This window comes from Variovorax sp. 278MFTsu5.1, from assembly GCF_048305045.1.
Classification (GTDB): Bacteria; Pseudomonadota; Gammaproteobacteria; order Burkholderiales; family Burkholderiaceae_C; genus Variovorax; species Variovorax guangxiensis.
In genome coordinates this window covers 501,437-525,297 of the sequence record NZ_CP157622.1, presented here as the reverse complement: position 1 = coordinate 525,297, position 23,861 = coordinate 501,437, and the positions used below count along the sequence as shown (strand labels likewise).

General features: G+C 69.0%; 19 protein-coding genes. 12 read left to right on the top strand and 7 right to left on the bottom strand.

Translation table 11 applies throughout. The features are described from left to right. The first annotated feature begins 9 nt into the window (after positions 1–9). The 5 genes from ABL844_RS02325 (at position 10) to ABL844_RS02305 (ending at position 6,044) form a co-directional block, all read left to right on the top strand. On the top strand, positions 10–1,518 hold the full coding sequence (locus ABL844_RS02325) for a sugar ABC transporter ATP-binding protein (protein WP_418130371.1): 1,509 nt from the start codon (positions 10–12) through the stop codon (positions 1,516–1,518). Next, on the top strand, positions 1,515–2,498 hold the full coding sequence (locus ABL844_RS02320) for an ABC transporter permease (protein ID WP_126022333.1): 984 nt from the start codon (positions 1,515–1,517) through the stop codon (positions 2,496–2,498). Before ABL844_RS02325 ends, ABL844_RS02320 begins: the two co-directional genes overlap by 4 nt. Positions 2,499–2,629: 131 nt before the next feature. After that, complete coding sequence (locus ABL844_RS02315) at positions 2,630–3,787, top strand: alcohol dehydrogenase catalytic domain-containing protein (protein WP_418130370.1); 1,158 nt, start codon at positions 2,630–2,632, stop codon at positions 3,785–3,787. After that, positions 3,784–5,310: an FGGY-family carbohydrate kinase gene (locus tag ABL844_RS02310; RefSeq protein ID WP_184640229.1), complete on the top strand. Its 1,527-nt coding sequence runs from the start codon at positions 3,784–3,786 to the stop codon at positions 5,308–5,310. Before ABL844_RS02315 ends, ABL844_RS02310 begins: the two co-directional genes overlap by 4 nt. Next, positions 5,307–6,044 carry an SDR family oxidoreductase gene (locus ABL844_RS02305; RefSeq protein ID WP_418118822.1) on the top strand — a complete coding sequence of 246 codons (738 nt, stop codon included), beginning with the start codon at positions 5,307–5,309 and terminating at the stop codon, positions 6,042–6,044. Before ABL844_RS02310 ends, ABL844_RS02305 begins: the two co-directional genes overlap by 4 nt. Positions 6,045–6,056: 12 nt before the next feature. On the opposite strand, the gene ABL844_RS02300 is transcribed toward ABL844_RS02305, so the two are convergent. The 3 genes from ABL844_RS02300 to ABL844_RS02290 are packed head-to-tail and all read right to left on the bottom strand — an operon-like array spanning position 6,057 to position 9,575. Then, entirely contained in the window at positions 6,057–6,374 is a 318-nt protein-coding gene (locus tag ABL844_RS02300; protein ID WP_184640232.1) for a polyhydroxyalkanoic acid system family protein, read from the bottom strand. Continuing rightward, entirely contained in the window at positions 6,367–7,515 is a 1,149-nt protein-coding gene (locus tag ABL844_RS02295; protein WP_418130369.1) for an aminopeptidase, read from the bottom strand. Before ABL844_RS02295 ends, ABL844_RS02300 begins: the two co-directional genes overlap by 8 nt. After that, entirely contained in the window at positions 7,512–9,575 is a 2,064-nt protein-coding gene (locus ABL844_RS02290) for a molybdopterin-containing oxidoreductase family protein (protein WP_418130368.1), read from the bottom strand. The genes ABL844_RS02295 and ABL844_RS02290 overlap by 4 nt, the downstream gene beginning before the upstream one ends. 51 nt (positions 9,576–9,626) lie before the next feature. Between ABL844_RS02290 and ABL844_RS02285 the strand changes: the two genes are divergently transcribed. Beyond that, positions 9,627–10,751 carry an ABC transporter substrate-binding protein gene (locus ABL844_RS02285; protein ID WP_418130367.1) on the top strand — a complete coding sequence of 375 codons (1,125 nt, stop codon included), beginning with the start codon at positions 9,627–9,629 and terminating at the stop codon, positions 10,749–10,751. Positions 10,752–10,769: 18 nt separating this feature from the next. Here the strand turns inward: ABL844_RS02285 and ABL844_RS02280 are convergent, their stop codons facing one another. From ABL844_RS02280 to ABL844_RS02265, 4 genes are all read right to left on the bottom strand, one after another. Next, positions 10,770–11,864 (bottom strand): M14 family metallopeptidase, encoded by a 1,095-nt coding sequence (locus tag ABL844_RS02280; protein WP_418130366.1) that lies wholly within the window; start codon positions 11,862–11,864, stop codon positions 10,770–10,772. Between the two features lie 45 nt (positions 11,865–11,909). Then, positions 11,910–13,112, bottom strand: coding sequence for a M20 aminoacylase family protein (locus ABL844_RS02275; RefSeq protein ID WP_184640240.1), 1,203 nt, complete (start codon positions 13,110–13,112; stop codon positions 11,910–11,912). Between the two features lie 103 nt (positions 13,113–13,215). Beyond that, positions 13,216–13,731: a nucleoside deaminase gene (locus ABL844_RS02270; protein WP_369659944.1), complete on the bottom strand. Its 516-nt coding sequence runs from the start codon at positions 13,729–13,731 to the stop codon at positions 13,216–13,218. A gap of 22 nt (positions 13,732–13,753) precedes the next feature. Then, on the bottom strand, positions 13,754–14,953 hold the full coding sequence (locus tag ABL844_RS02265) for a glycerophosphodiester phosphodiesterase (protein ID WP_418131868.1): 1,200 nt from the start codon (positions 14,951–14,953) through the stop codon (positions 13,754–13,756). Between the two features lie 106 nt (positions 14,954–15,059). Between ABL844_RS02265 and argE the strand changes: the two genes are divergently transcribed. From argE to ABL844_RS02235, 6 genes are all read left to right on the top strand, one after another. Next, positions 15,060–16,226: an acetylornithine deacetylase gene (gene argE, locus ABL844_RS02260; RefSeq protein WP_418130365.1), complete on the top strand. Its 1,167-nt coding sequence runs from the start codon at positions 15,060–15,062 to the stop codon at positions 16,224–16,226. Continuing rightward, positions 16,219–17,481 carry a DUF445 domain-containing protein gene (locus tag ABL844_RS02255; protein WP_418130364.1) on the top strand — a complete coding sequence of 421 codons (1,263 nt, stop codon included), beginning with the start codon at positions 16,219–16,221 and terminating at the stop codon, positions 17,479–17,481. The genes argE and ABL844_RS02255 overlap by 8 nt, the downstream gene beginning before the upstream one ends. 135 nt (positions 17,482–17,616) lie before the next feature. Beyond that, complete coding sequence (locus ABL844_RS02250) at positions 17,617–19,299, top strand: hypothetical protein (RefSeq protein WP_418130363.1); 1,683 nt, start codon at positions 17,617–17,619, stop codon at positions 19,297–19,299. Positions 19,300–19,435: 136 nt separating this feature from the next. Next, a complete protein-coding gene (locus tag ABL844_RS02245; RefSeq protein ID WP_126022345.1) occupies positions 19,436–20,209 on the top strand; it encodes an MHYT domain-containing protein in 774 nt (257 codons plus the stop codon). Between the two features lie 75 nt (positions 20,210–20,284). Then, positions 20,285–21,895: an acyl-CoA carboxylase subunit beta gene (locus tag ABL844_RS02240; protein WP_418130362.1), complete on the top strand. Its 1,611-nt coding sequence runs from the start codon at positions 20,285–20,287 to the stop codon at positions 21,893–21,895. Further along, entirely contained in the window at positions 21,892–23,853 is a 1,962-nt protein-coding gene (locus ABL844_RS02235; protein WP_418130361.1) for an acetyl/propionyl/methylcrotonyl-CoA carboxylase subunit alpha, read from the top strand. The genes ABL844_RS02240 and ABL844_RS02235 overlap by 4 nt, the downstream gene beginning before the upstream one ends. Positions 23,854–23,861 lie beyond the last annotated feature (8 nt).

The following is a 23,861-nucleotide window of genomic DNA, read 5'->3' as shown; positions in this document are numbered from 1 at the left end:
CGCACGGCCATGAACGACACCGCCGAAATCCTCCGGCTCGAAGGCGTCTCGAAGAGCTTTCCCGGCGTGAAGGCGCTCTCGGGCATCGACCTGTCGATCCGCAAGGGCGAGGTGCACGCGCTGCTCGGCGAGAACGGCGCGGGCAAGTCGACGCTGATGAAGATCCTCGGCGGCATCCACCAGGCCGACGAGGGACGCATCATCATCGACGGCGGCGAATGCTGGTTCGCGGGCTACAACGACGCGATCGCGGCGGGCATCGGCATCATCTTCCAGGAATTCAGCCTCATCCCGTACCTGAATGCGGTGGAGAACATCTTCCTGGGCCGCTACATCAGGAACCGCTTCGGCCTGATGGACAAGGCGGCGATGAAGCGCTCGGCGCGCGAGCTCTTCGACGAACTGGGCGTGCAGATCGACCTCGACGCGCCGATCTGCCGGCTCTCGGTGGCGCAGCAGCAGTTCGTGGAGATCGGTAAGGCGCTGTCGCTGAAGGCGCGGCTGCTGGTGCTCGACGAGCCGACCGCCACGCTCACGCCGAACGAGGCCGGGCACCTGTTCAAGATCATGCGGGAGCTGCGCGCCAGGGGCGTGGCGATGATCTTCATCTCGCACCACCTCGACGAGATCTTCGAGGTGTGCGACCGCATCAGCGTGCTGCGCGACGGCGCCAACGCGGGTCATGCCGACGTGGGCGAGACGAACGTGGACGCGCTGGTCGAGATGATGGTGGGCCGCCGCATCGAGCACAGCTTTCCGCCCAAGCCGCAGCCCGCGCCGCGCGGGCGCAAGGTGCTGGAGGTGCCGCACATCCAGCTCGCAAAAGGCGGGCCGGTCAACGCCTTCGAGCTGCACGAGGGCGAGATCCTGGGCTTCGCCGGGCTCGTCGGATCGGGCCGCACCGAGCTGACGCTGGGCATGATGGGCGCCGACCGCGCCCATCGCAAGACGGTGCTGCGCAACGGCGTGCCCGTGCGGCTGAACGACCCGACGCAGGCGCTGGACAACGGCATCGGCCTGCTGCCCGAGAGCCGCAAGGTCGAGGGGCTCATCACCGACTTCACGATCCGCTTCAACATCTCGCTGAACAACCTCGGCAGGCATCGCCGCGCGGGACTGGTCGGCCGGGCCTCGGAGGAGCGCTCGGCGAACGAACTCTCGCGCCGCGTGGGCGTGAAGGCGCCAGGCATCGAGACGCGCGTGGCCACGCTCTCGGGCGGCAACCAGCAGAAGGTGGTGATCGCGCGCTGGCTCGGTCATGACTGCGAAGTGCTGATCTTCGACGAGCCCACGCGCGGCATCGACGTGGGCGCCAAGGCCGAGATCTACGGGCTCATGCGCGAGCTCACGCGGCAGGGCAAGTCGATCGTGATGATTTCGAGCGAGCTGCCCGAGATCGTCGGCATGTGCGACCGCGTCGCGGTGTTCTCCGGCGGCTCCATCGTCGCCACGCTCGAGGGCGACTCCATCAACTCCGGCGACATCATGCGCCACGCAACCAAAGGGGGCCTGCAATGAACGCCACCGCCAGCCATCACCCCGTGCCTCCGGTTCCCGCGGGCGGCCTCTTCACCCAGCTGCGCCGCTCCACGGCCTTCCTGCCGCTGGTGGGGCTGGTCGCGATCTCGGTCTTCATGATCGTCGCGACCGACAACTTCCTCTCGTGGAGCAACCTGCAGAACATCGCGCTGCAGTCGTCCATCAACGCGATCATCGCGGTGGGCATGACGGCGGCGATCCTCACCGGCGGCATCGATCTTTCGGTGGGCGCAGTGGTGGCGCTGTCGGGCACGCTGGCCTCGGGGCTGATGGTGCAGTTCGGCCTGCCGCCAGTGCTGGCGGTGCCTCTCGGCCTTGGCGTGGGCGTGGTGATCGGCCTGTTCAACGGCTACTGCGTGGCCTACCTGCGCATGCCGCCCATCATCGTGACGCTGGCCACCATGGGCATCGCGCGCGGCATCGCGCTGATCTACACCGGCGGCTATCCCATCGACGGGCTGCCCGATTCCTTCGCCTTCCTCGGCGGCGGCGTGCTGGCGGGCATCAAGGTGCCGATCCTCATCATGCTGGCGACGTATCTGGCGGCCTACGTGCTGCTGAACATGGCGCCCTTCGGCCGCTACGTGTACGCCATCGGCGGCAACGAGGAGGCCACGCGGCTCTCGGGCGTTCGGGTGTCGCGCTACAAGCTGCTGGTGTATGCGCTCAGCGGCTTCACCGCCGCGGTCGCCGGCATCGTGCAGGCCTCGCGCGTGACCAGCGGGCAGCCCGGCGTGGGCGTGGGCTTCGAGCTCGACGCCATCGCGGCCGTGGTGATGGGCGGCACCTCCATCGCGGGCGGACGCGGCGCCATCGTGGGCACGCTGGTCGGCGCGCTGCTGCTGGGCGTGCTGAACAACGGGCTGAACATGATCGGCGTGTCGCCGTACCTGCAGCTGATCATCAAGGGCGGCATCGTGCTGCTCGCCATCTTCATCAGCCGAGAAGCAAAACGATGAGTTCGCCCCCAGGCTTCGCGCACTTCGTGTCGCTACGCCAACCCCCTACCGGGGGCAACACCAGCGGCCCGGCAAAGCCGGTTCCGCGGTGTTCCGCGAAAGAACCGCAAACCCTTCGAACAGAAAGAACCATGAGCTATCAGAAACTCCAGCCCGGCACCTCGGGCGCCATCTCCCAGCTCGCCTCCATGCAGGCCGTGGTGTGCCACGGCCCCAAGGACTACCGGCTGGAGACCGTCGACATGCCGGTCATCGGCGCCAACGAGCTGCTGATCTCCATCGCCGCCTGCGGCATCTGCGCCTCCGACTGCAAGTGCCATTCGGGCGCGAAGATGTTCTGGGGCGGCGACGGCCAGCCCTCGTGGGTGAAGGCGCCCGTCATTCCGGGCCATGAGTTCTTCGGCTACGTCGAGGCGCTGGGCGAAGGCGCGGCGGCGCACTTCGGCGTGGAGAAGGGCGACCGCGTGATCGCCGAGCAGATCGTGCCCTGCGGCAAGTGCCGCTTCTGCACCTCGGGCAAGTACTGGATGTGCGAGGTGCACAACATCTTCGGCTTCCAGCGCATCGTGGCCGACGGCGGCATGGCCGACTACATGCGCCTGCCGCCCACCGCGCGCGTGCACAGGATTCCCGACGGCATCTCGCTGGAGGACGCGGCCATCATCGAGCCGCTCTCGTGCGCGATCCACACGGTGAACCGCGGCGACATCCAGCTCGACGACGTGGTGGTGATCGCGGGCGCCGGCCCGCTCGGGCTGATGATGGTGCAGGTGGCGGCGCTGAAGACGCCGAAGAAGCTGGTCGTGATCGACCTCGTGCCCGAGCGCCTCGCGCTCGCGAAGCAATATGGCGCCGACGTGGTCATCAACCCGAAGACGGAGAACGCCGACGCCATCGTCAAGGGGCTGACCGCAGGCTACGGCTGCGACGTGTACATCGAGACCACCGGCGCGCCCATCGGCGTGACGCAAGGGCTGGAGATGATCCGCAAGCTCGGCCGCTTCGTGGAGTTCAGCGTGTTCGGCTCCGAGACCAGCGCCGACTGGTCGATCATCGGCGACCGCAAGGAACTGGACGTGCGCGGCGCGCACCTGGGGCCGTACTGCTACCCCGTGGCCATCGACCTGCTGGCGCGCGGGCTGGTCACCTCGAAGGGCATCGTCACGCACGACTTTCCGCTGACCGAATGGGAGCGCGCCTTCGCGCTGGCAAACTCGCTGGATTCCATCAAGGTGCTGCTGAGACCGCAGCCCCGATCCCGAGAGACAACCAGCCAGGGGACAACATGAAATACGTGATCGGCGTCGACATCGGCACGCAAAGCACCAAGTGCCTGCTGGTCGGCATCGACGGCAAGGTGCATTCGCAGCACAGCGTGGCCTACCAGCCCGAGACGCCGAAACCGTTGTGGGCGCAGCAGGACTGCGAGGTGTGGTTCGACGCGGTGTGCGAGAGCGTGCGCGCCTGCGTGGCGGGCAGCGGCGTCGCACCGGCCGACATCGCGGCGATGTGCGTGAGCAGCCTCTATGGCGGCGCGGGCATTCCGGTCGACGAGGCCATGCGCCCGCTGCACCCCTGCCTGATCTGGATGGACCGCCGCGCCACCGCCGAGGTCGACGCGGTGAACGCGAATGTCGACGTGGCGCGGCTGCAGGCCATCACCGGCAACGGCGTGGACAGCTACTACGGCTTCACCAAGATCCTGTGGGTGCGCGAGCACCTGCCCGAGGTGTGGTCGAAGACGCGCCACTTCCTGCCGCCCAACAGCTACATCAACTGGCGGCTCACGGGTGAGTTCGCCGTCGACCACAGCTCGGCCGGCAACATCGGCGGCGTGTACGACGCGGCGCGTCGGCAGTGGTCGCAAGAGGCAATGGAGATGCTCGGCATTCCGTCGCGCATGATGCCGCCGCGCCTGGTCGAGTCGAGCGACGTGGTCGGCGGGCTGAGCGCCGAATGGGCCGCGAAGCTGGGCCTCGCCGAGGGCATGCCGCTGATGGCGGGCGGCGTCGATGCGGCGGTGGCCACCTTCTGCGCGGGCGTCACCGGCAGCGGCGACCACGTGGCGATGATCGGCACCAGCATGTGCTGGGGTTTCGTGAGCCCCACTGTCGATGCGCGGCACCGGCTCATCACCATGCCGCACGTGTACCGCGGCGCGGACCGCAGCTATGTGTTCGGCGGCGCGATCACGGCGGGCGCCGCAGTCACCTGGTTCCGTGAAGCCTTCTGCCAGGCGGAGATCGCCGAGGCCGCGCGCACCGGCGAGGACGCGCACGCGCTGATCGAGCGCAAGGCGGTCGACGTGCCGCCCGGCGCCGAGGGCCTGGTGTTCCTGCCCTACCTCATGGGCGAGCGCAGCCCGATCTGGGACGCGCAGGCCAAGGGCGCCTTCATCGGGCTTTCGCTGGCGCACAGCCGCGCCCACCTGTACCGCGCGGTGCTCGAGGGCGTGAGCTTCGCGCTGCAGCACAACATCGAGGCCGGGCGCCAGAGCGGCCAGCCGCTGGACGAGCGCCTGATCGTGGTCGGCGGCGCGGCGCACTCCGACCTCTGGATGCAGATCGTGGCGGACATCACGGGCTATCCGGTGTTCACCATCGAGCAGGAAGTGGAAGCGGCACTAGGCGCGGCCATGCTCGCGGCGCTCGGCGCCGGGCTGGTCGATGCGGCCACCGCCGAACGCGGCTGGGTCACGCTGGTGGAGCGGGCGCGGCCCGAGCCCCGCGCACAGGCCGCGTACCGCGAGCGCTTCGAAATCTACAAATCGCTCTACCCCGCGCTGCGCGATGCGATGCAGCGGCTGAAATGACCACTTCCTTCGATTTCTCCGGGCGTCGCGCCCTCGTGACCGGCGCGAGCAGCGGCATCGGCCGCGCGGTGGCGGCGCGGCTCGCGCAGGCAGGCGCGCAGGTCACGGCCGTCGGGCGCAATGCCGCGGCACTGGCGGCGCTGCACACCGAAGCCGGCTGCACGCCGCTGGTGCTCGACGTGGCCGACGCGCCCGCGCTGGAACGCGCGCTCGCACCTCTGCCCGCCTTCGACCTCGTGGTGAACTGCGCCGGCATCGCGCTGCTCGAATCGGCCATCGAGATGCAGGCCGAGAGCTTCGACGCTGTGATGGCCGTCAACGCGCGCGCGGCGGCATTGGTGGCCTCGCGCTGCGGCAAGGCCATGATCGCGGCCGGCGTGCGCGGCAGCATCGTCAACGTTTCGAGCCAGGCTGCGCTGGTGGCGCTCGACGCGCATCTTTGCTATTGCGCCTCGAAGGCGGCGATGGATGCCATCACGCGTTCGCTGTGCCTGGAGTTCGGGCCGCACGGCATCCGTGTGAACAGCGTGAACCCGACCGTCACGCTCACGCCGATGGCCGAGCAGGCCTGGTCCGATCCGGCCAAAAGCGCGGCCGCATTGAAGAACATTCCGCTGGGCCGCTTCGCGCAGGTGGAGGAAGTGGTGGCGCCCGTCCTCTTCCTGCTGGGCGATGGCGCTTCGATGGTGAGCGGCGCGGCGCTGCCGGTGGACGGCGGCTACACCATCGTCTGAACTTCGGCGCGCTCAGGCGAGACGCGTGCCGCCACCTCGCGGCGCATCGAGCATCGCGTCGAGGTTGCGCGTGATCTTGGCCTCGATCATTTCGCTGAAGCTGCTGAAAAGGAAGCCCAGCGTCGCGTCGAGCTTGAAGGTGGTGTCGGTGACTTCGACGGTGCCGTCGATGCCGGCGCGCGTGAAGGTGGCGGTGTCGCAGCCCTCGCCCTGCGTGTAGACGCATTCGAGGCCGAACTCCTGCTCGGCCTGCTGGATCCACTTGCGCGCGACGACGCGCGCGCGTGCGATGCCCAGTGTGTGGTTGCGTTCGATGTGGATGTCAGGCACCGCGATCTCCGGTCTTGTCGTGTTCAGGTGTGGTCTGGGTCTGGAGGATACCCGTCGCTGCCTGCAGGGCGACGCGGCGTTCCTCGGAGGTCGGCAGCTTCGCGATGCGCCGCACCTCGGCATAGAAGCGCGGCCAGTCGCGGCCCTCGCGCTCGAAGAGTTTCTCGAAGCTGGGCACGAGATCGTCGTAGGCTCCCTGCGCGCCGAAGGCCGCGTTGTTGGCGCGCGCCACCCAGGCGTCGTAGGCGTTCTGGCGCGGGCCGGTCCAGCCGGCCTTGAGCTTCGCGTAGCGCTCGCGGAAGTCGGCCATGGCGGCCTGCTTCATGGCTTCCACCTTCGTCCATTCCTTGGCCTTGGCTTCGGGCGACTCGTACACCTTCGTCAGCGCGCGGCGGGTGTCGAGCGCCAGCGCGCGGAACTCCTGGCGCTGCGCGTCGAACTGCGCGTACTCGCGCCGCGCCGCATCGCCGGCCTCGCGCTGCAGCCACATCGCGCCGCCGATGCGCTCGACCGCGGTGGCATAGGACTCGTTGAAGACCGTGTCGCCCGCCACGTAGAGCACCTGGTGCGCGAGCTCGTGGAACACGATGCGCGCGAGTTCGCCCTCTGGGTAGCCGATGAAGGTCGACAGCAGTGGATCGCCGCCGGCCCAGTTCATCCAGCCCAGCGTGGAGTACGCGGGCACCGGGTAAACGGCCACTTCCAGGTCCTGCTTCTTCTGTTCATCGGCTTCGGCCTTGGCCGCTTCCTCGGTGTAGTAGCCGCGGTAGCCCACACAGCCCGCCACGGGAAAGCACCAGCTCTTGAGCGTGAGCGAGTAGTGCGGCGCCGCCACCACGTTCCAGACGGCCGCGGCGCGATGCAGGTCGGCGTACGACTTGTAGCTGGCGTTGTCGGGCAGGCCGAGTTCGCTGGAGGCGAAGCGGCGGATGCGCTGCGTGAGCTCGAGCTTGGCCTTCAGCGCCGCCGACACCGACGGGTCGGCCAGCCATTCGGGCACCGGCTTGGCGGCCCGCATGATGCCGATGTGGCCGCTCGCGGACTGCCAGTAGTAGCCGAGGTCGGCGCAGCCGGTGAGCAGAAGCAGCGAGCCGGCCAGCGCGAGGGCCGGAAGGCCCGGAAGAAAGCGAAAGCGCCTCACACTTTCTCGACTTCGACCAGGCAGTCGTAGAAGGTCGGCCCGCGGCCGATGTCGGTCAGGCGCTGGCTGGTGAGCTCGTTGACGTTGGTGCCGTCCATGCCGAGCTTGCGCCACCAGATGCCCATGCCGTGCACCACGCCCTGCCGCGCGCGGCGCGAGACCTCGGCGCGGCAGCGGTGCTCGCCGCGCTTGTTGAACACGCGCACCGTGGCGCCGTCCTCGATGCCGCGCGCGGCGGCGTCGGCCTCGTGGATCTCGAGCAGGGGCTCGACCTCGATGGCGCGCAGGCTCGTCACGTTGACGAAGGTCGAGTTGAGGAAGTTGCGCGCCGGCGGCGAGATCATGGCCAGCGGGAACTCGGTCGAGCTGCCGGCCGGCTCCCAGTTGGGCACGTGATCGGGCAGGCCGTCCAAGCCCATGGCCTGCAGGCGGTCGCTGAAGAATTCGCAGCGGCCCGAGGGCGTGGGGAAGCCGCCTTCGGCGAAAGGCGCCTCGGGCAGCTTCAGGCTGCTGAAGCCCTGCGCCATCAGTTCGGAGAAATCGATGTTGCGCTCGGCGAAGGCGGTGCGGCAGAGCGTCTCGTCGGAATCGGAGAAGCAGGGTTCGGTGAAGCCCATGCGCTTCGCCAGTTCGCGGAACACCCAGGCGTTGCTGCGGGCCTCGCCGCGCGGCGCCACGGCCGGGCGGTTCAGCAGCACGTCGGTGTGGCCGTAGCTGCAGTGGATGTCCCAGTGCTCCAGCTGCGTGGTGGCGGGCAGAAGGTAGTCGGCGTAGTCGGCGGTGTCGGTGCGGAACTGCTCCAGCACCACGGTGAAGAGGTCTTCGCGCGCGAAGCCCGCCGCCACCTTTGCCGACTCGGGCGCCACCGCCACCGGGTTGCTGTTGTAGACCACGATGGCCTTCACCGGGTTGGCGGTGTCGAGCAGCGCATCGCCGATGGTGCTCATGTTGACGGTGCGCGGCTTGCGCCCGGCCAGCAGGTCGGGGCGCTGCAGCGCGGCGCGGTCCACCGGGTAGTGGCCCGAGCTGCTCAAGAGCAGGCCGCCCGCGCGGTCGCGCCAGGCGCCCACCAGCGCCGGCAGGCAGGCGACGGCGCGCGCCGCGTTGCCGCCGCCGCGCACGCGCTGCATGCCGTAGTTCAGTCGGATGGCGGCCGGCTTCGTGGTGCCGTAGGCCTTCGCGAGCGAGACGATCTGTTCCTCGGGAATGCCGCAGACCCGGGCCGCGCGCGACGGCGGCCATTGCAGCGCGCGCTCGCGCAGCTGCTCCCAGCCCAGCGTGTGGTTCGCGATGTAGTCGTGGTCGAGCCAGTCGTTCACGATCAGCTCGTGCATCAGTGCCAGCGCCAGCGCGGCGTCGGTGCCGGGCAGCAGCGCGATGTGCTCGTCGCACTTGTCGGCGGTCTCGGTCTTGCGCGGGTCGATGCACACCAGCCGCGCGCCGGCGCGCTTGGCGGCCTGGGCGTGGCGCCAGAAATGCAGGTTGCTGGCGATGGAGTTGCTGCCCCAGATCAGGATCAGCTTCGCCTCGGCGAAGAACTCGATGCGCATGCCGACCTTGCCGCCCAGCGTGTAGAGCATGGCCTCGCCGCCGGCCATGGAGCAGATCGTGCGGTCCAGCAGGCTGGCTCCCAGCTTGTGGAAGAAGCGCCGGTCCATCGACTCGCCCTGCACCAGGCCCATGGTGCCCGCATAGCTATAGGGGACAATAGCTTCGGGTTTTCCCTGTAATACTTGAAGATTCGCCGCGATGTCGTCCAGGGCGGCGTCCCAGCTCACCGGCTCGAACTGGCCACTTCCCTTGGGGCCCACCCGCTTCAGGGGCTGAACCAGCCGTTCCGCATGGTCGTTGCGCTCGATGTAGCGCGACACCTTGGTGCACAGCACCCCGCCCGTGTGCGAATGGGCGGGGTTGCCCTGCAGCTTCACGGCAACGCCGTCCCTGACGGTGGTGACCAGCGCGCAGGTGTCCGGACAGTCGTGCGGGCATGCGCCCAGCACGATGGTCGTTGCGGGCTGGGAGGGCGCTTCTTCGAGCGAGGTATCCGGTGCGTGGGCCATCGGGCAAGTCTAATTTGTGCGCGATTCAGAGCGCAGGAGTGGGTTTTCATCATGTTGTTGAATCGACGTCGTTTTTCTCTGGCCGCGGGCGCGGCCGCCACGCTGGGCGGCTTCGGCCTCGCCCGGGCGCAGGACACGCCGCTGGTGCTGGGCCAGTCGGCGGCATTCACCGGCCCGGCGGCGCAGCTGGGCATCCAGTTCCACCAGGGCGCCAAGCTGTTCCTGGACCAGTACAACGCCCAGCCGGGCCGCCGCAACGTGGTCATCAAGAACCTGGACGACGGCTATGAACCCGACCGCTGCGCGGCCAACACGCAGAAGCTGATCGAGGAAGACGTCTTCGCGCTCTTCGGCTACATCGGCACCCCGACCAGCCTGGCCGCGCTGCCGCTGGCGGTAAAGGACAAGGTGCCCTTCGTGGCGCCCTTCACCGGCGCAATGTCGCTGCGCGAACCCTTCCAGAAGAACGTGTTCCACCTGCGCGCCTCGTACAACGACGAGACGGCGCTGATGGTGAAGCAGCTCACCCACCTGGGCCTGAAGAAGATCGCGGTCTTCTATCAGAACGATGCCTACGGCAAGGCCGGCCTCGACGGCGTGACGCTGGCGCTCGGCGAGCAGCAGCTCAAGCCGGTCGCGCTGGCTACCGTGGAGCGCAACTCGGCCGACGTGGCGCAGGCGGTGAAGGCCATCGTCGCGGCGCGGCCCGACGCCGTGGTGCAGGTGGGCGCGTACAAGGCCTGCGCGGCCTTCATCCGCGAAGCGCGCAAGGCAGGCTATGGCGGCACCTTCTTCAACATGTCCTTCGTCGGCACGCAGGCGCTGGCGGACGAGCTGGGCAAGGACGGCGCCGGCGTGATGATCACGCAGGTGGTGCCCTCGCCCTACAACCAGGCCAACGCGCTGGCCCGCGAATTCACCGAGGCGGCGCGCAAGGTCAACGGCGCGAGCGTCAACTTCTCGAGCCTGGAGGGCTACCTGGCCGCGAAGGTGCTGGTCGAAGGCCTGCGCAAGGCGCCGGGCAAGCCCACGCGCGAGAGCCTGATCGCGGGCCTGGAAAGCATCGACCGCCAGCAGTTCGGCGGCTTCGAGGTGTCGTTCTCGGCCAGGAACCACGTGGGCTCGAAGTTCGTCGAGCTCTCGATGCTGACGGGCGACGGCCGCGTCAGGACCTGAGGTTCTCCGGCCGCGGCGTCAGCCCGTCAAGCCGTCGACGGCCTGGAACATCGCCTGGCGCGCCTGGCTGACGATCTGCCCGCGCCAGGCGTCGGTGTCCGTGTAGAACGCTTCCACCATGCGCGCGCGGATGCCATCCGCCAGCTCGGCCGGCGCCTCGGGGTGCTTGTGCAGCCAGTGGTCGGCGCGCAGGGCGCCGGTCACTTCGAGGATGGGCAGCGTGCCGTATTCGAGCGCGATGCCGGTGTACTCGGCCTGCGGGCACTCCTGGTACACCGAATCCCACATCAGCCCGCGCAGCAGCGCCGAGGTGGATGAACCGTCGTAGATGGAGGTGACGGGCGCCGCGGGCGTGCCCCACCACGCGTTGGCCCGCGCGTAGGCGGCCTTGTCGTCGCGGCAGGCGAAGATGCGTTCGCCGAGGCCGTTCGGGCCCAGCCCGGTGTGCAGGTCGATCCACGCGATGCGCTTGGCCTGCCCCGCATGGCGGCGCAGCACCTCGCGGATGGTCCTGTTGCTCCAGGTCGGCGCCTTGCCACCGTAGAAGAGGCCGTCTTCGAACTGGTACTGGCCGCTGGTCACGGCCGCCTGGTAGGCGGTGGTGCCGTGCTTGCCGATCCATTTCTCGATGGCCGCCTGGTTCTCGGGCGTGGGCGGCCAGGTGTCGGGCAGCAGCAACTCGTGCAGCTTGGCGTAGGCCTCGTTGACCGGCACCGGCTTCGAGAAATCGATGAAGTTGCGGTTGAGGTCGACGTTCTCGTGCGTCACGCGCCGGCCGTGCGAGAAACCGTGCGGATTGAGCGCATGCACGTACAGCACCGACACGCCCTGCGCCTTCGCTTTCTCGCGCCACTCGGCGTCGTGCAGCGCGAACACCTGCACGCCGCTGCCGCAGTGGCCTTCGATGCCGTGGCACGCGCTGCTGACGACCAGCAGGTTCGGCGCATCGGGTGCGCCGTCGAGCGCCACGTCCATCGAGAGCTCCTCGCCCTCGCGCCCCTTGAGCGGGTGCGCATGCGGCTCGACCGTGAGGCCGGCGCTCACGCAGCCCTGCAGGAACTTCTGGCGCGCCTGCGCGTAGCGCGGCGAAAAGGCTTCGGCGATTCCGATCATGTGGCGCTGGACCTCTCTCGGTGAATCAGGCGACCGGCAAGGCGGTCAGGCGGCGCTGCCGCCGGGCTTGAGGAACTGCTCCGCGATCTGCACCCAGCAGGTGGCACCCAGCGGGATCAGGTCGTCGTTGAAGTCGTAGCTCGCGTTGTGCAGCGTGCAGGGGCCCTCGCCATGGTGCACGTCGCGGTGCGAGCCGTCGCCGTTGCCGATGAAGGCGTAGGCGCCGGGCTTGGCCTGCAGCATGAAGGCGAAGTCTTCCGACGTCATGGCGGCTTCCTGCTTCAGCACGTTCTCGGGGCCGACCACGCCGCCCATCACGCGGCGCGCGAAGTCGGCCTCGGCCTCGGTGTTGATGGTGGGCGGGTAGTAGCGCTCGAAGCGGAACTCGCAGGTGGCATCGTGCGCGGCGCAGATGTGGTCGCAGATCTGCTTCATGCGCGCCTCGATCATGTCGAGCACTTCGATGGAGAAGGTGCGCACCGTGCCCGACAGTTCGCAGTTGTCGGGAATCACGTTGTTGGTTTCGCCGGCATGGATGGTGGTGACGGAGATGACGGCCGAATCGGTCGGCTTCATCTTGCGCGTGAGGATGGTCTGGAAGGCCTGCACGATCTCGCAGGCGATCGGCACCGGGTCGATGCCGGTCTGCGGCAGCGCCGCGTGGCCGCCCTTGCCCACCACGTTGACGAAGAACTTGTTGCCCGAGGCCATCACCGGGCCCGGGCTCACCGCGAACTGGCCGGCCTTCATGCCGGGCCAGTTGTGCATGCCGAAGACGGCATCCATCGGGAATTTCTCGAAGAGCCCTTCCTTGATCATCTCGCGGGCGCCGCCACCGCCTTCTTCGGCGGGCTGGAAGATCAGGTAGACGGTGCCGTCGAAGTTGCGGTGCTTCGCCAGGTGCTGCGCGGCCGCGAGCAGCATGGCCGTGTGGCCGTCGTGGCCGCAGGCGTGCATCTTGCCGTGGTGCTTGCTGGCGTGGGCGAAGGTGTTGAGCTCGGTGACGGGCAGCGCGTCCATGTCGGCGCGCAGGCCGACGGCGCGGTTGCTGGTGCCGTTCTTGACGATGCCCACCACGCCGGTGGTGCCCAGGCCGCGGTGGATGGGGATGCCCCATTCGGTGAGCTTGCCTGCCACCACGTCGGCGGTGCGGACTTCTTCGAAGCAGAGTTCGGGGTGTGCGTGCAGGTCACGTCGGACGGCGGCGATGCCAGCCGCCTGCGTGACGATCGAGTCGATGAGTTTCATGGGGATAGACCGTCTCAAAACGCCAGTCTATCCACTCTGGCATTTCGGGGCACCTCGGGAAACACGCAGCCCCAGCCGGGTGCCGGGGCCTTTCCTCAGTTCCTCAGTGCGCGCCGGTCCAGAAGCCCACGTGCGGCGCGGCGGCTTCCTGCTCGAGCAGCGGCCCCACCACCTCGACGCGCCGCTGCCCGCGCGCGAAGACTTCGCGGCAGGGAAGCGAAAAGGTCGGGTTCTCGGGATGGTCGCCCGTCAGGCCGAGCAGCGCGTGTTCGGAAAGCGCGTACACCACGCGCCCGATGTTGGTCCAGTAGATAGCGCCCGCGCACATGCAGCAGGGCTCGGCGCTGGTGAAGAGCGTGCAGCGCGCGAGTTCTTCTGGGGTGAGCAGCTTCGCGGCCTGCGCGGCGGCCACCAGCTCGGCGTGCTGCGTGGGATCGCCCTCGGGCGGCATCGAGTTGTTGCCCGCGGTGACGACGACCTCGCCGCGCTCGTTCGCCACCAGCGCGGCGAAGGGATGGCGCCCGCGCGCCTTCGATTCGTCCGACAGGCGGATGGCCATGCGAAGCAGTTCGAGGTCGCGCGGGGACAGGTCGGGCGAGGAGGTGTCGTCTGTGGTCATGCGCGGACGATAACCCGGTCGATCAGCGGCCGACGCTCTTGAGGTAGTCGGCGCGCGCGGCCAGCGCGGTGTCGGTGAAGTCGGTGAACACGCCGTCCACGCCGAGCTTGTAGTACACGCCGTATTCGTTCTTGCCGTCCTTGTTGTAGTCGGAGGCCAGGCGGCGCGACTCGTTGCGGAAGGTGAAGGGGTGCACGAACAGGCCCGCCTTGTGCGCGTCGGCGATCAGCGAGGTGGGCGCCATGGAGGTGGCGTCGGCGTCGTTGATCTTGCCGTCCTTGTTGACGTCCACCGGCTTGCCATCGGCACCGATGGTGCCCTTGATGCTCACGATGTAGCGCTTCCAGGGGCCGATGCCGTCGGCGTACTTCTTGATCTCTGCCAGGCCCGCGGGCGTGACCATGGCGTCGAAGTTGCGCTTGTCGCCAGCCTTGGTCCAGTCGTAGGGGCGGTCGCTGGGCACGGCGAAGGTCACGGCGCCGGTCTTCAGGTCGACGCTGTCGCCGTCGATGAGCTGGATGAGCTTCGTATTCAGGCCCTTGCTCTTCATGTACTTGAGGCTGCCCGGCTCGAAGGACTGCACGTAGATGGGCGCGGTCTTGCTGTTCCAGCCGGCCGCGTTGATGGCGGCGATGACCTTGTCCTCCATCGGCAGGCCCAGGTCGCGGAAGTAGGTCGGGTTCTTGGTCTCGGGGTAGATGGCGATGGTGCGGCCGGTTTCCTTCGACTTGGCCTTGGCGAAGTCGATGATCTCCTGGAAGGTCGGCACCTTGTACTTGCCGTTGAATTCCTGCGGACGCTCGGCGTCGGTGGAGATGGCGCCCAGGGTCTTGATCTCGGCCAGCGTGAAGTCGTTGCTGAACCAGCCGGTCTGGGTTTCGCCGTCGACCTTGATGGTCTTCTTGCGCGAGGCGAAGCGGGGGTGCCTGGCCACGTCGGTGCTGATGGCGAGATTGGGGTCGTGGCGGGCGATGAGCACGCCGTCCTTGGTGGAGATCAGGTCCATCTCGATCACGTCGGCGCCGAGCTCGATGGCGCGGGCGTAGGCTTCGAGGGTTTCCTCCGGCAGATAGCCCGATGCACCACGATGGGCGATGACCAGCGGCGGGTTGCCGTCCAGCGTGAGCAGCTTGCTGCTGCCGCCGGAAGGTCCGGTGCTGCTGCAGGCGGCCAGTGCGAGGGCTGCGGTGGCGGTCAGGGCGATCTGAAGAGAGGTGCGCATGGTCGAGGTTTCTCCGTCCGGAATGAAGAGGCGCAGGGTACCCGTTTCGCGTGACAGCTTCGACATCCATGCACGCGCGGCGCCGACTTCCGGGAGAATGTGTTGCATGCCCCATACGCTTTCCCCCCAAAGCCTGCTGATGGCCCAGACGCTGGTGCGCATGAACACCATCAGCGCCAACAGCAACCTCGAACTGATCGACTTCGCCCAGAGCCACCTCGCGGCGCTGGGCGTGAAGAGCCGCATCACCTACAACGCCGAACGCACCAAGGCGAACCTCTTCGCCACGCTGGGCGAGGGCAAGCCGGCCGGGGTGATCGTCTCGGGCCACACCGACACGGTGCCCTGGGACGGGCAGGACTGGAGCGTCGATCCGCTCTCGGCCGTGGTGCAAAACGAGCGCCTCTACGGGCGCGGCTCGGCCGACATGAAGAGCTTCATCGCCGTCGCGCTGTCGAACGCGAAGCGCTTCGTGGAGAGCGACTCTCCCTTCGCGATGCACTTCGCTTTCAGCTACGAGGAGGAGATCGGCTGCTTCGGCGTGAAGGAGCTCATCGCCGACATGCGCGATGCCGGCATCAAGCCCCTGGCCTGCATCGTGGGCGAACCCACCAGCATGGTGCCCGCCATCGCGCACAAGGGCGTGTACCGCTACAAGTGCTGCGTGCGCGGCAAGGAGGCGCACTCCTCGCTCACGCCGAAGTCGGTCAACGCCATCGAGATGGCCGCGCGCGTGATCGGCAAGGTGCGCGACATGGCCGAGGGCTTCGAGCGCAGCGAGCCGCGCTACGAGGGCTTCGACGTGCCCTTCAGCACCGCGAGCGTGGGACAGTTCCACGGCGGCATCGCCGACAACGTGGTGCCGCGCGACGCCGAGTTCCGCTATGAATTCCGCGACCTTCCCACCGCCGACGCCGGGAAGATGCAGGCCGAGGTGGTCGCCTACGCGGGCAGCCTCGAACCCGCGATGAAGAAGGTGGCGCCCGACGCGGGCTTCAGCTTCGAGACCATCTGCGAGATCCCGAGCTTCCTGGGCTCCGCCAACGACCCCATCACGCTGCTGGCCCAGCGCCTGGCGAGCGAGGAGCGCACCACGCTGGTGGCCTTCGGCACCGAAGCGGGTCTTTTCAAGAACGCCGGCATCCCCACCGTGGTGTGCGGACCCGGCAGCATCGAGCAGGCGCACCAGCCCGACGAGTACGTGAGCCTCGAGCAGCTCGCGCGCTGCGAGCTGTTCATGGAGCGCCTGGCATCCACGCCGAGCATTGGCTGAGAGCGCCGCCAGCATCGACGCGTCGCGGCGCATGAAGCGCGTCGCGCTCGGCCTGCTGTGCGGCGCCGCACTCCTCTATGCGGTGGCGAGCGTGCTGCATGCGCAGCACCCGGCCTGGGGCTACGTGGCGGCCTTCGCCGAGGCGGCGATGGTGGGCGCCATCGCCGACTGGTTCGCGGTGGTGGCGCTGTTCCGCCATCCGCTGGGCCTGCCGATTCCGCACACCGCCATCATCCCGAGCAACAAGGACCGCATCGGCGCCAAGCTCGCGGGCTTCATCTGCGACAACTTCCTGAGCACCGCCCAGGTGCTCGGCAAGCTGCGGCAGTTCGACGCGGCCGGGCGCATCGCCGACTGGCTGGCGCGCCCCGCGAGCGGCGAGAAGCTCGGCGAATGGGGCGTGGCCGCCACGCGCTATGGCCTTTCGGCCTTCGACGACGAGCGCGTGCGCGACTTCATGGGCCGCGCCGCCGCGGCCGGGCTGCAGAAGATCGACCTCTCGCGCCTCACGGGCCAGGCGCTCGACGCGCTCACGGCCGGCGGGCGCCACCAGGCACTGCTCGACGACGTGCTGCAGCAGGTGGCCGGCCTGCTCGAAGGCGAGGAGGTGCAGGCGCACATCACCGAGGCGATCGCGCGCGAGATCAAGACGCTGCGCTACGTGGGCCTCGACCAGGTGGCCGCCAAGCTGGCCACGCGCAAGATCGTCGCGGCCGTGGCGCGCACCATCGGCGAGCTCGCGGCCGAGCCCGACCATCCGATGCGCAGGCGCTTCGACCATTTCGTCGACGACTTCGTGGTGCGCCTGAAGCTCGACCCCGAGTTCCAGCAGCGCGGCGAGCAGATCCGCGCCGAACTGGTCGCGCACCCCGCGCTGGGCGACTACCTGCACGGGCTGTGGGGCGAGCTGCTCGCGTGGCTGCACGACGACCTGGGCCGCGGCGATTCGGCCATCCGCCAGCGCATCGCATCGATGGCGGGCGCACTGGGCGCGCGGCTGCAGGGCGACGAGGCCATCCGCCGCTGGATCAACGAGCAGATCGAGGCGGCCGCGCCGCTGGCCATCGAGCGCTACCGCGAGGACATCCGCCGCTACATCGAGGAGCGCGTGGGCGAGTGGAACGCGCAGGAGATGACGGCGGAGCTCGAGCGCCACATCGGGCGCGACCTGCAGTTCATCCGCATCAACGGCACGCTGGTGGGCGGGCTGGTGGGGCTGCTGATCCACACGGCGACGCAGCTGCTGCGCGGCTGAGTTGCGGCTGAACCGCAGCTGAAGGCCGCGGGTAATCCACAGCGGACGAAAGTCCGCATCCTGTCCCCGTGGGGACTCCGCGGCCCCGCCGCGCTCCTAGACTGCTGCGCGCATCAACAAGAGGAGACGCCAACCATGCCACGTCGAAGCAGCCTCGGCGCCATCGCGCTGACCGCCACCCTCGCCCTGCTGGGCGCCTGCAGCAGCCTCTCGCCACCGGCCTCCGCCCCACCCTCGCCCACGCAGTCCGCCCCGACCACGCGGCCCGCCTCGTGGGCCGCGCCCGAGGCGCTGGTCGCGCCCTCGGCCTTCGCCGGGGTGCATGGGCTGGCCGTCGACGCCAAGGGCCGGCTGCTCGCGGGCTCTGTGCTCGGCAACACGATGTGGGAAGTCGAACGCAGCACCGGCGCGGCCAGGGTGTTCATCGACGCGCCCGAAGGCCAGGCCGACGACATCGCCGTGGGCCCGAAGGGCGAGCTGGCCTGGACCAACTACCTGATGGGCATGCTGCGCTACCGCGAGAGCGACACCGCGCCCATGCGCGTGCTGGCCAAGGACCTGCCCGGCCTCAACTCGCTGGACTTCGACCGCCGCAACGGCAGGCTCTACGCCTCGCAGGTGTTCCTGGGCGACGCGCTGTGGGAGATCGACCGCGAGGGCCAGAAGCCGCCGCGGCTCATCAGGAAGGACATGGGTGGCTTCAACGGCTTCGAAGTGGGGCCCGACGGCATGCTCTACGGGCCGCTGTGGTTCAAGGGCCAGGTGGTGAAGATCGACCCGGCCAACGGCAACATGACCGTGATCGCCGACGGCTTCAAGATTCCGGCCGCCGCCAACCTCGACGGCAAGGGCAACCTCTGGGTGGTCGACGCGCGCAGCGGCGAGCTGGTGCGGGTGGAGCTGGCCACCGGCCGCAAGACGGTCGCGAAGCAGCTGCGGCCATCGCTCGACAACCTGGCGATCGCTCCCGACGGGACGATCTATGTCTCGAACATGGCGAACAACGAGGTGCAGGCCTTCAACCCCGCCACCGGCGAGCTGCGTACGCTCACCAGCGGCAAGGTGGCGGCGCCGGCCGGCATGAAGATCGACGGCAACGACCTCTGGGTGGCCGACGTCTTCGGCTTCCGCCAGGTCGACGTGCGCACCGGCGAGGTGCGCGACATCTTCCGCATGCAGCGCGACCCGGAGCTGGACTACCCCTTCGCCGTCGGCCTGTCGCCGAAGCTCTTCGCGCTGAGCTCGTGGTTCACCGGCACGGTGCAGCTGGTCGACCGGCAGACGCTGAAGACGGTCGAGACCATCCACGGGCTGAAGGCGCCGTTCGACGCCATTCCCATGCCCGACGGCAGCGTGATCTACGCCGAGATCGCCACCGGCAGCATCACACGCGCGAGCGGGCCGAAGTTCGCGCAGAAGTCAGTGCTCGCCAGCGGCCTGAACGGCCCGGTGCAGATGATCGTCGGCCAGGACGGCGCGCTCTACGTGACCGAGGCGGCCGGCCGGCTGCTGCGCATTCCGCTGGACGCCAGCGCTCCGCTGCGCGCGGTGGCCGAGGGGCTGGCCCTGCCCGAAGGCCTGGCGCAGACGCCCTGGGGCAGTTTCATCGTGGCCGAGAGCGCGGCGCGCCGGCTGGTCGAAATCGCGCCCGACGGCAGCCGCCGTACCGTCGCCGAGAACCTGCCGATCGGCCTCGCGCCCGGGCCCGGGCTGCCTCCGCCCTACGTGGTGACGGGCGTCGCGGTGGGCCGCGACGGCTCGATCTACATGGCGGCCGACCGCAACAATGCGATCTATCGGATTCGCCCCGTAAGGTAGGGTAACAATAAGTGTAAATTTCAGTTTACTTTTACAAACAAACATTACAGACTGCGCGGGACGTCTTGTGGCGTCCCGTCCGCATCCGGCGGCGGGGGGTCCGCGAGGCGCTCTTTTGACCTGAAAGGGACATCGCATGACTCCGCTCGTCGTAGGCCAGATCCTGTCGCCCGAGTACTCCCTGGGCATGGTGGCGCTCTCCTTCCTCATTTCCTTCGCGGGCTCGCTGGTGGCCCTGATCTGCGCCGGGCGGATGGTCGGCGCGGACGGCAAGCCCAACCTCGCCGTCGTGACCTGCGCGGCGGTGGCGCTGGGCGGCATCGGCATCTGGTCGATGCACTTCATCGGCATGCTGGCGTACCGGCTGCCGATAGCCATTTCGTACAACATGCCGCTCACGGTGGTGTCGCTGGTGGCGGCCATCCTGATTTCGGGCATCGCGCTGTACATGGCCGGCGGGCGGCGCAAGTTCAGCCGCTCGGGCTGGCTCGGCGGCAGCCTGCTGGCGGGCATCGGCGTGTGCGTGATGCACTACATGGGCATGTTCGCGATGAACATGCGCGCCTCGATGAATTTCGACCTGACGACGGTGGGCCTGTCGGTGCTCATCGCCGTCACCGCCGCCGCGGCGGCCCTGTGGCTGGCCTTCAACCTGCGCAAGTTCACGCACAAGGTCGCCGCCGCCGCCGTGATGGGCGTGGCGGTATGCACCATGCACTACGTGGGCATGAGCGCGGCCAGCATGGTCTGCACCGCCGCCGCGCCGGTCGACGCGCTGGCCATCGGCGGCAGCTACATGGGCCTCACGGTGTTCGGCACGGCCGGCGCGGTGCTGATCTTCATCTACTGGGTGGTCACCGGCAGCAGCCTCGACGCGCCGGTCGCCGGCCGCCGGGTGCGCGCCAGCTAGTAAGCGCAAGCGGGCGAGGCGCCCGCATCCTAGAGTCCGTGCAGAGCGAAAAAAACGATCTGCACGGACTCTCACATGCCAGTCATCGAATCCCGGCTGCAAACGGCCGGCGACACCTTCCAGGCCAACCGGGCCAGCATGCTGGCGCTGCTCGGCCAGGTGCGCGAGCACGAGGCACGCGCGGTCGCGGCCTCCGGCGCGTCGGCCGAGCGTTTCGCCAGGCGCGGGCAGCTGCTGCCGCGCGAGCGCATCGCGCTGCTGCTGGACACCGGCGCGCCCTTCCTGCCGCTGGCCTCGCTGGCCGGGCTCGGGCAGGACAACCCAGACCTCTCGAAGAGCGTGCCCGGCGGCGGCCTGATCTCCGGCATCGGCTACGTCGCGGGCGTGCGCTGCATGGTCAACGCCTCCGACTCCGGCATCGACGCCGGCGCGCTGCAGCCCATGGGCCTGGACAAGCAGCTGCGCGTGCAGGAGATCGCGCTGGAGAACAGGCTGCCCTACGTGCAGCTGGTGGAAAGCGCCGGCGCCAACCTCATGCACTACCGCGTGCAGGACTTCGTGCGCGGCGGCAACATCTTCCGCAACCTCGCGCGGCTGTCGGCCGCGGGGCTGCCGGTGGTGACGGTGACGCACGGCTCCTCGACCGCCGGGGGCGCCTACCAGACCGGTCTTTCCGACTACATCGTGATGGTGCGCGACCGCACGCGCGCATTCCTCGCGGGACCGCCGCTGCTGAAGGCGGCCACCGGCGAGATCGCCACCGAGGAAGAACTAGGCGGCGCGGTGATGCACACGCACATCTCGGGCCTGGGCGACTACCTCGCGGAGGACGATCGCGACGCCATCCGCATCGCGCGCACGATCCTCGGCGGCATCGACTGGGCGCGCGACGAGGCGCCGCGCCGGTTCGCGCCGCCGCGCTACGACGCCGAGGAACTGCTGGGCATCATGCCCAGCGACGGCCGACGCCCGGTGGACATGCGCGAGGTCATCGCGCGCATCGCCGACGGCTCCGAGTTCCTGGAGTTCAGCGAGCACTATGGCAGCGCCACCGTCTGCGGCCACATCCGGCTCGAAGGGCATGCGGTGGGCATCATCACCAACAACGGCCCCATCGACTCCGACGGCGCCACCAAGGCCACGCACTTCATCCAGGCCTGCTGCCAGTCGCGCACGCCCATCGTCTACCTGCAGAACATCACCGGCTACATGGTGGGCCGCGCGCACGAGGAGGCCGGCATCATCAAGCACGGCGCGAAGATGATCCAGGCGGTGTCGAACGCCACCGTGCCGCAGGTCACGCTGCTGTGCGGCGCCTCGTATGGCGCGGGCAACTACGGCATGTGCGGCCGGGGCTTCGCGCCGCGCTTCTGCTTCAGCTGGCCCAACGCGCGCACCGCCGTGATGGGCGGCGAGCAGGCGGCGAAGACCATGGCCATCGTGATGGAGGCCGGCATGGCACGAAAGGGCGCGGTCGACCAGGCAAAGATCGATGCGATGCAGCAGCAGGTCGTCGAGCGCTTCGACCGGCAGATGAGCGTGTTCACCACCAGCGCGCTGCTGCTGGACGACGGCGTGATCGACCCGCGTGACACCCGCGCCGTGCTGGCCGAGGTTCTCTCGGTGTGCCGCGACGCCGATGCCCGTGCGACCCAGCCCATGCAGTTCGGGGTGGCACGGCCATGAGCAACAGCACCACTACCGGATTCCGCAAGATCCTCGTCGCCAACCGCGGCGAGATCGCCGTGCGCGTGATGCGCACCGCGCGCGCCATGGGCTTTCGCACCGTGGCCGTGTACTCCAGCGCCGACGCCGGCTCGGAACACGTGCGCTTCGCCGACGAGGCGGTGCACATCGGCGAGCCCCTGCCTGCGCAGAGCTACCTGAACATCGCCGCGATCGTCGAGGCCGCGCGCGCCAGCGGCGCCGACGCGGTGCACCCCGGCTACGGCTTCCTAGCCGAGAACGCGGCCTTCGCGCAGGCCTGCCGCGATGCCGGCCTGGTCTTCATCGGCCCCTCGCCCGAAGCCATTCGCGCGATGGGCGACAAGGCCGGCGCCAAGCGGCTGATGCAGGCGGCGGGCGTGCCCTGCATTCCGGGCTACCAGGGCGAGGACCAGAGCGAGAAGACGCTGGCCGCCGAAGCCGCGCGCATCGGCTGGCCGGTGATGATCAAGGCCACCGCCGGCGGCGGTGGGCGCGGCATGCGGCTCGTCACCTCGGCCGCGAATTTCGCCGAGCAGCTGCGCAGCGCGCAGTCGGAAGCGCTCAATGCATTCGGCGACGCCACCGTGATCCTGGAGCGCGCCATCGTCGCGCCGCGCCATGTCGAGGTGCAGGTGTTCGCGGACCGGCACGGCAACGCCATCCACCTCGGCGAACGCGACTGCTCGGTGCAGCGCAGGCACCAGAAGGTGGTGGAGGAAGCGCCCTCGCCCGCCGTCTCGCAAGCGCTGCGCGAACGCATGGGCGCCACCGCCGTCACCGCGGCAAAGGCCATCGCCTACGAAGGCGCGGGCACGCTCGAATTCCTGCTCGATGCCGAGGGCCAGTACTGGTTCATGGAAATGAACACGCGCCTGCAGGTCGAGCACCCGGTGACGGAAGCGGTGACGGGCCTCGACCTGGTCGATCTGCAATTGCGCGTCGCGGCCGGCGAGCCGCTGCCGATCGCGCAGCAGGACGTGCGCTTCTCCGGCCACGCGATCGAGGTGCGCCTGTGCGCCGAAGATCCGCGGCAAGGCTTCATGCCGCAGAGCGGCACACTCGCGGCTTGGCGGCCTTCCGCCTCGCTGCGCACCGAGCACGCCCTGCGCGACGGCGCCGAGGTACCGCCCTTCTACGACTCGATGATCGCCAAGCTGGTCGCCCACGGCGGCACGCGGGAGGACGCGAGGCAGCGGCTCCTGGCCGGCCTGCACGACACCGTCGCGCTCGGCATTCCGACCAACCAGCAGCTGCTGGAGCGCACGCTGTCGCATGCGGTGTTCGCCGGCGGCAAGGCGACGACCGCCTTCGTGGCCGACCACATCGACACGCTGCTCGCCGCCGACGAAGCAGGCCGCAACCGCGCCGCGCTGCTCGCCGCACTGCTGTTGCAGCTCGGCGAACGCGGCTGGCCTTCGCCGCTGGCGCACACGCTGCCCAACGCCCTGCGCTTCGAGCTCGACGGCACGTTGCACGCCGCCCGGGTGACGCCGCGCGGCGCCGGCCACTTCGACATCGCGCTGGACGGCCAGGCGCCGATGCAGCTCTCGCTGCTCGACATGCCCGGCGACGGCAGCCTGCGCTTCTCGTGCAACGGGCTTTCGGCAAAAGCCTTGGTCGCGCGGCATGACGGCCGCGTGTTCTTCCACTTCGACGGACAGCCTCACCGCCTCGACGACCTCACTCACGTGCCGGCCACCCGAGCAGGCGCCGATGGCGGCGACGGCCTGCTGCGCGCCTCCATGAACGGCCGCGTGATCGCGCTGCTGGTGACCGAGGGCGAGGCCGTCGCGGCGGGCCAGCCGCTGGTCACGCTGGAGGCGATGAAGATGGAGCACGTGCACTGCGCGCCGCGCGCCGGCAAGGTCGCCCTGCATGTCGCGGTGGGTGCGCAGGTGGCGGCGCGGCATGTGGTCGCGCAGGTCGCCGATGCGTGACGGGAACC

Coding starts and splice junctions, on each gene's coding strand:
- argE (WP_418130365.1), top strand. CDS start 15,060: ATGCCCCATACGCTTTCCCCCCAAAGCCTGCTGATGGCCCAGACGCTG.
- ABL844_RS02265 (WP_418131868.1), bottom strand. CDS start 14,953: ATGCGCACCTCTCTTCAGATCGCCCTGACCGCCACCGCAGCCCTCGCA.
- ABL844_RS02315 (WP_418130370.1), top strand. CDS start 2,630: ATGAGCTATCAGAAACTCCAGCCCGGCACCTCGGGCGCCATCTCCCAG.
- ABL844_RS02320 (WP_126022333.1), top strand. CDS start 1,515: ATGAACGCCACCGCCAGCCATCACCCCGTGCCTCCGGTTCCCGCGGGC.
- ABL844_RS02285 (WP_418130367.1), top strand. CDS start 9,627: ATGTTGTTGAATCGACGTCGTTTTTCTCTGGCCGCGGGCGCGGCCGCC.
- ABL844_RS02325 (WP_418130371.1), top strand. CDS start 10: ATGAACGACACCGCCGAAATCCTCCGGCTCGAAGGCGTCTCGAAGAGC.
- ABL844_RS02270 (WP_369659944.1), bottom strand. CDS start 13,731: ATGACCACAGACGACACCTCCTCGCCCGACCTGTCCCCGCGCGACCTC.
- ABL844_RS02305 (WP_418118822.1), top strand. CDS start 5,307: ATGACCACTTCCTTCGATTTCTCCGGGCGTCGCGCCCTCGTGACCGGC.
- ABL844_RS02310 (WP_184640229.1), top strand. CDS start 3,784: ATGAAATACGTGATCGGCGTCGACATCGGCACGCAAAGCACCAAGTGC.
- ABL844_RS02290 (WP_418130368.1), bottom strand. CDS start 9,575: ATGGCCCACGCACCGGATACCTCGCTCGAAGAAGCGCCCTCCCAGCCC.
- ABL844_RS02245 (WP_126022345.1), top strand. CDS start 19,436: ATGACTCCGCTCGTCGTAGGCCAGATCCTGTCGCCCGAGTACTCCCTG.
- ABL844_RS02275 (WP_184640240.1), bottom strand. CDS start 13,112: ATGAAACTCATCGACTCGATCGTCACGCAGGCGGCTGGCATCGCCGCC.
- ABL844_RS02280 (WP_418130366.1), bottom strand. CDS start 11,864: ATGATCGGAATCGCCGAAGCCTTTTCGCCGCGCTACGCGCAGGCGCGC.
- ABL844_RS02250 (WP_418130363.1), top strand. CDS start 17,617: ATGCCACGTCGAAGCAGCCTCGGCGCCATCGCGCTGACCGCCACCCTC.
- ABL844_RS02240 (WP_418130362.1), top strand. CDS start 20,285: ATGCCAGTCATCGAATCCCGGCTGCAAACGGCCGGCGACACCTTCCAG.
- ABL844_RS02235 (WP_418130361.1), top strand. CDS start 21,892: ATGAGCAACAGCACCACTACCGGATTCCGCAAGATCCTCGTCGCCAAC.